At 47.1% G+C, this 12,650-nt stretch carries 7 protein-coding genes and 2 pseudogenes; 6 read left to right on the plus strand and 3 right to left on the minus strand.

Annotated features, from left to right (window positions below; genetic code table 11):
• Positions 1-50: 50 nt before the first annotated feature.
• The 3 genes and pseudogenes from QMK20_RS09750 to QMK20_RS09765 all read right to left on the minus strand — a co-directional run bounded on the left by QMK20_RS09750 (position 51) and on the right by QMK20_RS09765 (position 6,750).
• A pseudogene (locus QMK20_RS09750) lies at positions 51-1,048 on the minus strand (polysaccharide deacetylase family protein).
• 117 nt (positions 1,049-1,165) lie between these two features.
• A complete protein-coding gene (locus QMK20_RS09760; RefSeq protein ID WP_283655557.1) occupies positions 1,166-4,861 on the minus strand; it encodes a non-ribosomal peptide synthetase family protein in 3,696 nt (1,231 codons plus the stop codon).
• A 119-nt stretch (positions 4,862-4,980) separates the two neighbouring features.
• A complete protein-coding gene (locus QMK20_RS09765) occupies positions 4,981-6,750 on the minus strand; it encodes a methyl-accepting chemotaxis protein (RefSeq protein ID WP_283655558.1) in 1,770 nt (589 codons plus the stop codon).
• Positions 6,751-7,222: 472 nt separating this feature from the next.
• Here QMK20_RS09765 and QMK20_RS09770 point away from each other — a divergent pair, with 472 nt between their 5' ends.
• The 6 genes and pseudogenes from QMK20_RS09770 (at position 7,223) to QMK20_RS09795 (ending at position 12,551) form a co-directional block, all read left to right on the plus strand.
• Positions 7,223-7,693, plus strand: a complete 471-nt coding sequence (locus tag QMK20_RS09770; protein WP_283655559.1) for a GNAT family N-acetyltransferase — start codon at positions 7,223-7,225, stop codon at positions 7,691-7,693.
• Positions 7,694-7,753: 60 nt separating this feature from the next.
• Positions 7,754-8,422, plus strand: a complete 669-nt coding sequence (rpiA, locus tag QMK20_RS09775; RefSeq protein ID WP_044648509.1) for a ribose-5-phosphate isomerase RpiA — start codon at positions 7,754-7,756, stop codon at positions 8,420-8,422.
• Positions 8,422-8,868, plus strand: coding sequence for a VanZ family protein (locus QMK20_RS09780; RefSeq protein ID WP_283656239.1), 447 nt, complete (start codon positions 8,422-8,424; stop codon positions 8,866-8,868). Before rpiA ends, QMK20_RS09780 begins: the two co-directional genes overlap by 1 nt.
• A 181-nt stretch (positions 8,869-9,049) precedes the next feature.
• Positions 9,050-9,507 (plus strand): annotated as a pseudogene (locus QMK20_RS09785) (MarR family winged helix-turn-helix transcriptional regulator).
• Positions 9,508-9,710: 203 nt separating this feature from the next.
• A complete protein-coding gene (locus QMK20_RS09790; protein WP_283655560.1) occupies positions 9,711-10,775 on the plus strand; it encodes a cobalamin-dependent protein in 1,065 nt (354 codons plus the stop codon).
• 63 nt (positions 10,776-10,838) lie between these two features.
• On the plus strand, positions 10,839-12,551 hold the full coding sequence (locus QMK20_RS09795; protein ID WP_283655561.1) for an ATP-binding protein: 1,713 nt from the start codon (positions 10,839-10,841) through the stop codon (positions 12,549-12,551).
• The last annotated feature ends 99 nt before the right edge of the window (positions 12,552-12,650 follow it).

Consider the following 12,650-nt stretch of genomic DNA (forward strand, 5'->3'; position numbering starts at 1 on the left):
TTCAAAACCACGCTATAGATGGTTTTGAAGGTTCTTACTTATTCCAAAGTTTAGGACGCTTTGTTAGGACCTTGGGCAAACGGCAACGGTCGTTCCGGAGCGCCTTCCTTCATGTATTGCACCAATACTTCCGGAATATTGTGTATCCCACCTGCATTAACGCGATAGCCATTCGTTTGTCCAGGTGAGTTAATGCCACGCTTCACCGTGAAGGTAACGTCAATGCCCAAGGCGCGGCAAATTTCCAGCGTTTCCTTGGTATATCCTCCATACGGAAAGGCAAGGACGTTGCGATCATTGTGAAGATACTTGAACAGCTTCTTGTCGGCGGTGTCCAAATCGTTGTAAACCCGTTGCTTGAATTCGTCCTCGGTTTCCATACGCCCCAGCTTTTTCGAATATACCGGGTCCATGAGAAGCGGTTTTTCCTTGGAGCGTGCTACATTTGTGTATCCATACGCGTGCTGATCATTGGTGTGATTGTAGAAATCAACACCTTCGGCATGCATGTGCTGGATTTGCTCCCACGTCAGCTTCTTAATACCGATGTGCTTGGGATTACTGATCGTGGATGTGATGAGAAAATTGGTTGCAGGTACACGGTACTTTTTCAACACGGGAAAGGTGTCTGTATAAAAAGATTCATAGCCGTCGTCGAAGGTCATAAGTACAGCATTATCGGGCACCTTGGCTTTATGTAGAATAAAGTCCGTATATTCTTTCATCGTAATCCAGTGGAAGCCGTTGGCTTTCATTTCATCCAGCTGCTTCGTAAAATTGCTGAGCTTGAGAGCGCCGGGATCCGGTGGAGTTTTGGTTACTTCATGATACATCAGGACAATAACTTTGTTCTGGTAATATACTTTATCCGGCGTTGGTGTCAGAGAGAATAAGTGTCGTACCAGTCGATCTGCATTTGCTGTGCGTGTACGGTGAGTCCCTTTAACAAGGGGGGATGGTAGATGGTGCGTGCTTCGTACACCAAAATCCCTAAAATAGCTAACATGCTCATAATAAGCATTGTTCTTTTGAATATGACGTGTTTCATATGAATGACATCCCCCGCATGCAGAAATTCTAAAAGTATGGATATGTAAACCCGATATCAACTAGCAAAATCTAGTCTATCATACCTAATACACGCGGGGAAAATATCACAACTTTGTTACCTCTGTGTTGCTTTTGTGGATACCGATGACGCGATAGGGAAATAACCGATCTCTACCGCATGCTGGATCATATTTCGAATAAACTCCAGATCGGTTGTCGGGCACTTAACGCCAGCCTGATCCAGTAGCGCGGCGGTCACAGGGCAGCCATATCGGTAAGCGGAATCCTTGGCTCCATCACCTTCCAACTGCCCCATAGCAAGGTGCAGCGCGTCCTCCTGAATACCGGAAGAGGGGTTCAGCAGCCAAGCGCTATAATCGTCAAAAGGCATCGTGTCTACTGCATATCCGAGCTGGTTGACCATAGCGATCAGCTCATCATATGGCAGCGGATTCGGATTGCAGATATGGAAAATGCGGTTCGCGCTTTTTTGATGCACAGACAGCTCTACAATGGCGCGGCTCGCATAGTCAATCGGCGTAAAGTCCGTATGCCAATCAGCCTGTGGCGCTTTGCCCAGCAACAGCATGGCCTTCATCATCCGATAGTAAGCGTTGCTGTCGATATTGCGCTGGAAGCGTCCGTTAGCCGAGTGGGCCGTCAAATTACCTGCACGGTAGATAGAGACAGGCGTGCCTGACTGAGCCGCTTGGAACAACAGCTTTTCCGCTGCGAGCTTACTGTTCGTGTACAGGTTGTCCACCTGTAGCTCGTCCGGGAAGGAGGACAGTTCCAATACGGATTCCCATTGTCCTTCATTCGCCAGATCCTCCGGTATGCCCATAGTTGAGACATGATGGAAGGATACACCTGGCTTGGCCTGAGCAATTTTCAGCAGTTCCAGTGTTCCGGTTACATTCGTACGGTCAAAGGCAGCCGAATCACCAAAATGGCGAACGTCAGCGGCGCTGTGAATAATGCCGTCAATTTGATGCTCCAGCATATGGCGGTCAACGGTAGAGAGGCCAAGGTCTGCCTGCTCCAGATCACCGTACACGGCTTTGACCCGTCCTTCGATCAAGGCGGAGACATCTTGTCCAAAATATCCTGTCAGTACGGCCTCAATACGCTCGATGCCGGATGGCCCGTCCTGTGATGGGCGTACCATCGCGTACACTTTGACTTCTGTCCGTTGAAGCAGGTCATACAGAATGTGCGAACCGAGATAACCCGTAGCCCCGGTCAATAAAACAACATTCATGTCGCGTAATTCGGCTACACTCGCAGTGCCCGACAGCTCGATAGGATGTTCATTCAGGTCAGTTTTTTCTTGTGAAACCGCTAGTGCTTTGCGTTGCGGCGTTTGTTCCGTACCCAGTTGCTCCACGTATTCAGCAAGCTCGCGAACGGTTTTGTAACGGAAAAAGTCTCCAATGCGTAACGCGCCATAACGCGGTTTTAAAATAGCTAGCACATGAATGACACGAAGGGAGTCACCACCGATCAGGAAGAAGTCATCCGTTGCGCCGATGTTGGTTTTGCCAAGTACCTGTGTCCATGCTTCAGCAATGAGCGTTTCTGTTCCTTTACGAAGAGGTTCCCCGCCGTAGGCGCTGTCGGACACCTCGGGAAGCGGAAGCAGGGCCAGCTTCTTGCGGTCAATCTTGCCAGTCGGTGAAATCGGCATAGCTTCCAGATGAACGACATGGCTCGGTACAAAATAGGAAGGCAGCTTGCCCGCAATATAAGACTGAATCACGTCTTTCGGAATAGACTGTCCATCCGAAGTGGTGTAATAGCCGACCAGCATATTTTGATCCGTGTGATCCTTGACGGCTACGACAGACACGTCCTGAACGCCCGGATGCTTGGAGAAATGATCTTCAATCTCTCCGATTTCGATCCGGTTGCCCCTGATTTTGAGCTGTGAATCCTTCCGGCTTACGTATTCAATCGTACCGTCTGGCAGCAGCTTGGCGATATCGCCTGAGCGGTACATTTTTTCACCCGGAGCAAATGGGTTGTCCACAAACGATTGTGCTGTCCGTTCCGGCTGATGGAGGTAGCCATGAGCCAGTGCTGGCGTAGCAATACATACTTCTCCCGGAATGTTAATCGGGCATAGCTTGTTATCATCGTTGACGATATAGACTTTGTAGTTGTAGATCGGCTTACCGATCGGGATGTTGACGACGTGCTCAGGCACAGCACCACGAACCCGGTGGGTCGTGGTCGCTACGGTGCACTCGGTCGGTCCATACACGTTAACGATGTCTGTATCTGTACCGAATTTGCTTTGGAACGCCCGAACCTGTGAGCCGTACAGCGCCTCGCCTGCCACGGTGACAATTCGTACCTTAGCCAATTTGCGGTAGCCCTCGTCCGACAAATACGTGGACAGCTGATTAAAGAATACGGTTGGCAAGATGGTAATGATCGTCGTGCCTGTGCGTGCGATGGCTTCTGCGAATTCTTCAACAGACACGCGTTCTTCGGAGGACAGCAGATACAGCTTGGCACCGTAGAACAAGGCTCCAATCGTATCCCAAACGGATGCATCAAAGCTATAGGTGGCGAATTGAGTCAATACATCCTGAGGTGTAATGTCGCAATCGCGCTGTACGACAGCCCCCAGGTTAACGACGCCACGGTGAGCAATCAGGGCCCCTTTCGGCTTGCCTGTCGAGCCGGACGTATAGATCACATAAGCGAGATCATCTGGTCCTACGTTAACGTTTGGATTGCTTGCAGCATAGCCTGCCAGAGGCCCGTTAATGGCCAAAATTTCTTTTACCGTCTCAATGGATCCGCATAGTTCAGCGGCTTGCCCGGCGAGCGCGGAAGTGGTAAGGACGAAGGGAGAACGCGTGTCCTCGACGATGTAGCTACTCCGATCGGCTGGATGGGCTGGATCGACAGGTACATATACGCCCCCGGCTTTCAGAATACCAAGCAGGGAAATGACGGTTTCCAGGCTTCGCTCCATGAAGATGGTCACGAATTCGCCCTTGGCAAGACCTTTGGACAACAGCACACGTGCGACTTGATTGGCACGTTTATTAAGCTCACGGTACGTATATTCCCCGGCGTGGGAAGCGATGGCCGGACGATCAGGATACTGCGAAGCGGCTTCCTCGAACATTCCATGAATGGTCTGATGCTCAGGATACTTCACAACTGTATTATTTAAGGCTTCATGAGCTGCCCGATCTGCTTCGGATAAGATGTCAATCGAATTGACAAGGGCATGGCTGTTGATGAGTGCGCCACGCAGTAGTAATTCGAAGTATTCTGCATACCGGACAACCGTTGTTTCCAGAAGAAGTGAATCATCATACCGAATCTGGATTTGGTAAGTGCCGTTGCTCTCGATGACAGCCCAATCCATGATACGAGGCTCTGCGCCTTCATCTGCCAGCAGATTTGCCGAGAACGAGGTATCAGCCTGCGGGTCTGCCAGATAGGCATGTGGTTTATGGAGCATGTCCTGAAACAAGCCTGCCAGCTCATGGAAAGTAGTATTCTTTTCCATCGTCAGCGAAGCCGTAAGTATACCAGATTGAGGCACCAAAGTAGAGAAGGAGACTTCTTCTTCTGCGGACAGACGATACAGCCATGCTGCATATACAGACAGAAGCAAAGCATGTTGTTCTTCCGCCGACGTTTGCTGATGCAACAGCTTCGAAATGAATGGTTCTAACTCTACCTGATAAGCAGAGTATGTATACTTGCGTTGCAGACGTGCAAAATTCAAAGGAACCAGGAATGGGGATGGCGCTGTTTGTATACTGTTTTGTAGCAATGAAGTCATTACGCTAACCTCCTGAACGTATGATGTCGTAATATGAATGCTAAAGTCAGTAAATGCCTCCGATCCCTTCAAATGCATGAATAGGAGGGAGGCACTACCGAACGACTTACTTATGAAAATTATGATTTGGTGCGGTTAGGGTCTGCAATTTTGAAGTAAGAAGTAATCTCCTGAAGCTCTTCCGACATGGAAGACAGCTTATGGGACGATTCAATGATGGAATCCAGAGAAGCTTTTTGTTCCTCAACCGTTTGCACAATGTGAACACTGTTGTTGGCTGTTTTGCTTACGGTGGAAGAAAGTTCATCCGCTGTCGCCGTCATTTCCTGCGTACCGGCGGATATTTCCTCGGTAGCGCTGGATACTTCTTGAATTTGCCATGCCACCGTTTTGGTTGCTTGAAGAATGTTATTGAACAGCTCGCCTGCTTGTCCGGCTACGACGATTCCGCTCTGTGCCTCAACGTTACCTTGTTCCATCGACTTCACAGCTTGACCGATTTCACTTTGAATCTCTTCAATCAGCGGCGTGATTTGTTTCGTTGCATCCGCTGTTTGTTCTGCCAGCTTGCGTACTTCGCTGGCAACCACGGCAAAGCCTTTACCTTCCTCACCGACACGCGCTGCTTCAATAGAAGCATTCAGGGCAAGCAGGTTCGTTTGGCTGGAAATGCCTGAAATCGTACCGATGATATTACCAATTTCCTGTGAACGGTCGTTCAGTAACTTGATAATACGGGATGTATTCGTAACTGTATCGGTAATCAAATGCATTTGTGAAGAAACTTTGCCCATGATTTCGTTGCCTTCATTAGAACGCTTCTCTACCGAATTGGCTTCCTCTGCAACGGTGGCGGAACTGGCGGCAATATTTTGGATAACCGAGGCCATTTCAGCCATGGCGCGTGCGCTATCGCCCGTTGCCTTTTCCTGTGAACGGATATTTCCCGTAATTTCATTGATGTTCTGATTGATGATGTTCGAATTGATTCCGTTTTGTTCGCAGATTGCGAGTAATTCCTTCGCCGATTCATTCACTTCATCAGTTGTCAGCTTCACTTTGGTCATAATGCTGTTAATATGGCTTACCATATCGTTGAAGTTTCTATTCACAACGCCCAGATCGTCTTGCCCTGCTTGAATCTGAACGTCCAGATTTCCACGGCTTACTTCACTGATACCGAACATCAGTTGTTTAATAGGGGACAACGTACGCTTCACGACCCAATATTGGAGCGCCAAGCAGATGAGCAGGAAGATAGCCAGAATGGTAGCACCGCTGATCAGCAGCTTGGTCAACCCGGCAGGTACAGCGCCTGCATCTGCATCGACAGCAAAATATGCAAAGATTTTGCCACTTGAATCTTTAAGCGGATACGTCAAGGTTGTCCACGTACCGAAGCTGTCATCATAGAAACTGGTAAACGTCGGTTTTCCGGTATCCAGCATATGGCTTACACCTTCTGTGACTACAGAGGGTTGTTTGTACATACCGCCGACACCCAGTTTATCTTTTTCGAATGCTTCTCTCAGAGTGGTAGGCATCGCTACAACAGATGTTTTGTCACCGTCTTCCAGCTCGGTTCCGAAGATATAAGCTTGAGAGATATTCGGATTCGTCGCTGTGATGTTATCCAGATAAGCGCGGAGTTTTGCCTGAACGGGACCATCATAACTTTTTTCCTGAACAGCTTGGGTTACTTCATTTACATTAATTCCCTCAGCCCACTTTAATGTGATTTTTTCCACTTGCCCATGCAATTGGTCTATCAAAATTGTACGCTGGATCAAATAGCTGGACACAATGAGGACTAGCCCGATCAATACGATGTTGAAGAAGGATAATAATAAGTTCTTGGTGAAGAAAGATAAGCTACTCCACTTTTTCAAAATGTTCCACTCCCTGGTTGTAATTTTTGTATATGGTGTTGAACCGCTTATCGAATGAGATAATTTAGTCCCCCTTACAAACATAGTAATTAAGGAAATAGACCCCTTGAATTTTTGTTAGTAGGTCTTTAGTCCTTTTTTTAGATAAGTATGTATCCCTATATATATGTCGTACGATAAGCCCTTGAAATGAATACCTTGCCCAATAAAAATTTAATTTTTACCGGGTAATTCCTGTGTATATTTCAGTATATTCCATTTTATACTTCAACTTGAAATTGGAATTCATTTCAGGCTTCAAGTAGGTATCCAATAGAAACCATCATACTTTATAATAGAGTCAAATGCACTTGCCAATTTGGGACATTTTTCATATTTGGCGTTACAGATGCTTGATTTGCCGCGGTTTTTGCGTATTCCTTGCAAAATGAGCCAATATAGCAAACACGACATAGGGAGAGGGATGAAGAGAATGTCCAAGCTTACAATTGTAAAGGTTAAAAGCGATCATGCAGTTCTGCATGAATTGATTCAAAGGCTGGATGAGGATTTGCTGGAAAGGTATCCTGCTGATGAAATTTACTTGGTTGATTTTTCCAATCCAAAAGTTAAAGAGATGATTTTCGCTGTTGTGTATTTGGATGAAAAACCGGTCGCTTGCGGTGGGCTTAGGCCTATAGATGCGGAAGAGATGGAGCTTAAACGATTTTATGTCGATTCTTCTTATCGCAGGCAAGGTATTGCCGTCAGTCTGTTAGCTTTCCTGGAAGGTGAGGCCCGGAAACGAGGCACTGTAAGAATCAAGCTGGAGACAGGGGCTGCTCAACCTGAAGCCATTGCGCTTTATACGAAGCAGGGATATGAGCCTATTGAACGATTTGGAGAATATAAAGAGGATGAAAATAGTCTTTGTTACGGTAAGAAGCTGACAGTGTCTTTATAAAACGTTTTCATATAAAATGAATGATGAACCATACTAGCCTATATAGCGGGAGAGATGATAATGAATTTGAAGCAAAAAGCAGCTGAAAAAGCAGTAGAAGCCATTCAGGACGGCATGAAAGTAGGACTCGGCACAGGCTCCACAGCTTATTGGGCCATTCAAAAAATAGGTGAGCGTGTGGCGCAAGGCTTACATATACAGGCTGTAGCTACTTCCCAAGCCTCGGAGGATCAGGCCAGAGAACTGGGAATTCCCATCGTTCCATTTGATCAGATTGGACGACTCGATGTAACCATTGACGGAGCGGACGAGGTGAATGAGCAGCTTGTTCTGGTGAAGGGCGGAGGCGGAGCTTTACTGAGAGAGAAAATCGTGGAAAGCAACAGCAACCGGCTAATCATTATTGTGGACGAGTCCAAGGATGTGAAGGTGCTGGGTGCATTTCCATTACCGGTCGAAGTCGTACCTTTTGCCAGTGTATGGACGTTGGAGGCAATACAGCAGACAGGCTGCCAGGCTGAATGGCGCATGAAGGACGGTGAGCGTTTCCTTACGGATAACGGCAATTATATTGTCGATTGTCATTACGGAACCATTGAGAACCCGCAGGAGCTGGAAATCCGATTGAATCAAATTCCGGGTGTGGTTGATAACGGACTGTTCATTAACATGGCGGACCAGGTTATCATCGCACGGGCCAATGGACAGATTGATGTTCGAAACAAGTGATGCCTAGCGTCCGTCTGCTTCGTACTGTAGCCTTCGTGGCATTCATTTTATATACGGGACTGTTATTATACTGGATGTTTCTTGGTTTTGGACGTACATTACGACCGGGTCCTCCATATTCGTATAATATAGTTCCGTTGGATACGATCGGGCGATATCTGAGGGCGGCGCAGTCGCTTCCTTTCCGGGTGTGGGGTGTCAATTTGCTCGGTAATATTGGTATATTTGTCCCGTTTGGCATCCTTCTGCCTATCATTTGGGTATCCTTACGCAGATTAGGTAGCTTGCTGCTGACAGTGGTGGTCGCGCTGGTCATTCTTGAAGTGTCCCAAATGCTGCTCGGCGCAGGCACGATGGACGTGGATGATGTGATCCTGAATGTACTGGGCATGCTTATCGGCCGAGTTGTTTACGAGCTTCTACGAAAGAGGTTAGGGATTGAATGATGAAAGCCCTGCTCTCACGAACGGTGCTTCTGGTACCGGTTGGAGACGGGCTTTTGTACATAATAGACTGTAATTTTCTCATAATAGGCCTTATTAACAAAGGAATAAAACGGTTGAGCTTGACAAAAGTTTGCAATTAAGATATCTTTGAATAAAGATATGAGTAACGGAGGCTGTTAATATGTCTGTAAAACCAGATGATCAGGACTTGGCGCTTAACTTGTTTGTTGTGCTGGCTCGAGCCTATAATTCGGTCACATCCCGCACGAATCGGGATATTCATAGTCACGGATTGAACACGACGGAATTTGGTGTGCTCGATCTGTTGTATTATCGCGGCCCGCAGCCCTTGCAGAAAATTGGTGAAAAGGTGCTGATCTCCAGCGGAAATATTACGTACGTCGTAGATAAACTTCAGAAAAAAAGCTGCTTACCCGGCGTGCATCACAGGATGATCGGCGTGTGATTTATGCTGAACTGACTGACGAGGGACGTCATTTCTTTGAGCAAATATTTCCACAGCATCATCGTGTCATTATGGAGACAGTGGACGGATTATCTGTGGAAGAGAAAGAACAGGTCATTCATCTGCTAAAAAAGCTGGGGCTAACGGCTGAGGGACAGAAAAGTAACGACTAATAAGCTGCGAATATCCGCGCTAAATATGCTTTTAGATAAAATACCGGTTTCCCGGTATTTTATTTTTTTTGTCGCAATTTTGGGCAACGGGGTTAATGTAGAAGCGGAAATCAGGTATAATTGACGAATAGTCACGTTCGGATGCATTCCCCCCGTTACCGTCTATGGATATAAATATGGCTTTGTCGGGGAAGGAGCTGTATATGAGTATACAGCAATATACCGCAGGTGAATCGCTATTGCTGCAAGCAGGGAATTTGGCGGAATTAGTCACAAATAAGCAATACGAATTACAGCCGGATCTTTTGCAGCGTTTTGGGGATAACGGTAAAGAAAAAACAAAGCAAGATTCAATATATAGTTTGAACTATTTAGCAGAAAGCGTAATTGTGAATAGCCCTATTCTATTTACTCAATATGTTTCCTGGTTACAAAAGCTCCTGCAAGGTTTTGGTATAACACAAGAGGATTTGACAACCAATTTCAGATTGATACAGGAGACGTTGAAAGAGCATTTTCATCACCCGGATAAAAGCATGGTGCTGGAGAATCTGGATTTAGGGATACAGCAAATTGGGAAGAGAGAGGAATATACATCTTTTATTACGAATGATAATCCTTTAGCGGCTGATGTGGGTCAATATTTAGAGTACTTGCTCGCAGGCAGCCGCAGACAGGCTATGGACTGTATCGTCCGTTTGATGGATGAAGGCACGTCCATTCGGCATATTTATAAATATATATTTCAAATTTCACAATATGAAATAGGACGTCTGTGGCATGAAGGTAAAATCACGATAGGGCAAGAGCATTTCTGCACAGCGGCTACTCAATTTATTATCTCTACTTTGTATCCCAGATGGCTCGTAAGCGGACATCCGGGACGCAGTCTCGTGGCGGCTTGTGTGGGTAGCGAGCAGCATGAAATTGGCTTGCGTATGCTGGCTGATTTATTCGAGATGGAGGGTTGGGATACGTACTATTTGGGAGCTAATGTGCCTAACCGGAGCTTGCTTCAGGAAATTGTGAATTACAAGGCGGACGTGGTGGCTATCTCGGCTACCATGGCTTACCATGTCCATTTGGTAAAGGATCTGATTACTTTAATACGTCAAAATAGCGCTACAAGCCATGTGAGAATTATGGTCGGTGGTTTGCCCTTTAATCTTGATCCACGCTTGTGGCAGGAAGTAGGGGCGGACGGTTGTGCGCCTGGTGCAGAGGAAGCGCTGGAGGTTGCAGAACACCTGCTGTCGTCCAGGGTGTGAAGCTGTATTAAATAAGATGTTGTATCGAAACCAGGAGTCATTCGGTAAAGGGGGGCCTTTTATATGAAGGAACCGGCAGCAGAAATGGCTGTCCTGCGGAAAACGATCGAACAATTAACAGATGAGATTGTGAAAAGCAAGGCTGAAGAAGAAAACATGCTGAATGAATTTTCGGCGATGAATAATGAGCTTGTCAATTTGCAGCGTCAGCTTGCCAAAAGCAATGCGGCTTTAAAGCGGACAAAGGAAGAAGCGGTACGGGCGAATGACTTGAAAAGCACCTTTCTCGCTGTGGTCAGTCATGAATTCAGGACTCCGATGAACGGAATACTCGGGATGATCGAAATGCTGGGTTCATCCAAACTCTCCCCGGATCAACGGCAGGCGATCAGTGTCATACGTGAATCGGCCTCTCTGCTGCTGAACATGATTAATAACCTGCTGGATATATCCAAGGTGGAGGCGGGGCAGATGGAGCTGGAGATCGGAAACGTCAGGGTCCAGGCGATTATGAGCCATGTTGCCCAGTTATTGGAGCCACAAATCTATCAGAAGGGGAACCGTCTGAGTATAGAGACCGATTCCGGGGTAGCAGATCATTTGGAAGGAGATTCGGCACGGATCATGCAGATTCTGCTCAATCTGCTGAACAATGCCAATAAATTTACGAGTGACGGATTGCTAGTTGTTCGGACGATGTTGGTAGAAGAAACAGAGGGTTCCCAGCGTGTTCGGTTTGAGGTGCAGGATTCGGGCATCGGAATTTCACCGGAGGATCAGGTCAAGTTATTTCAGCCCTATGTGCAGGCAGGGGAAGGCAGTGCCTCACAATATGGAGGAACCGGACTGGGACTATGGATATGCAGTTCATTCGTTGAACTGATGAAGGGACAAATTGGAGTCGTCAGTGAGGAAGGTCAAGGCTCCTCGTTTTGGTTTGAGATTCCTCTCGTCAAGGGGACGGAGCAGGTAGACGAAGTAAAGGAGCGTGAAACTGTCGAGCAGACAGAGCTTGGTGAGTGTCTGCGTGAGCATAGTCATTCCCACGCTATTCTGGTAGCTGAGGATAATCGGGTCAATCGTCAGGTGGTAGAGTTACAGCTTCGTCATTTGGGATTCCAGCATATTGATTTTGCGGAAGATGGAGAAGCGGCCGTAAGAGCGACTTTCCAACGATCTTATGCTTGTATTTTGATGGATCATCATATGCCCATCATGAATGGTATTGATGCTGCGAAGGCTATTCGCCAGCGTGAAGCGGTGGAAAAGCTGCCACCAGTACCGATCATTTCTTTGACAGGTAATGTGTCAGAGGAGGACAGAGTGAAGGGCCTGGAGGTAGGAGTGAACGATTATCTATCGAAGCCGGTTATGATCGAACGGCTGTCTGAAAAGCTTATCCAATGGCTTCCCAAGGCCGATGCCGAGCCTATCCTTGATGAAGAAGTTATTCATGAAATTATGATGCTGGACGAGGATGGCAGCATGGGGCTGCTGGCTTCACTCGTAGAGATGTACACCAGTGATACACCTGCAAAAATAAGCACATTAATTGAACTGGCTGCCGCGAACGAGCCAGCAAAAGTAGTGGAGGTTGCTCACGAGCTGAAATCAGGTAGCGTGAGTCTGGGAATTGGGCGTTTGTCCACGTTATTTTCCGATATTGAGCAGCTTGCACGGGAGAACCGACTTGAAGCTGCGCAAGAGATGCTGGCTGCACTTCAGTCTGCTTATCAGGCAACGTGTAGGGAATTGGAACGGTATATCCGTCAGTAATCGTTGGAATTATCCCTGTTAGACTTGCACACAGATGGAAGAGCTGTGTGCAAGTTTTTTTCTGGAGACAGGGCAGAGAAGGAGACATAGATAACAGAT

It is taken from the genome of Paenibacillus sp. RC334 (genome assembly GCF_030034735.1).
Taxonomy (GTDB): Bacteria; Bacillota; Bacilli; order Paenibacillales; family Paenibacillaceae; genus Paenibacillus; species Paenibacillus terrae_A.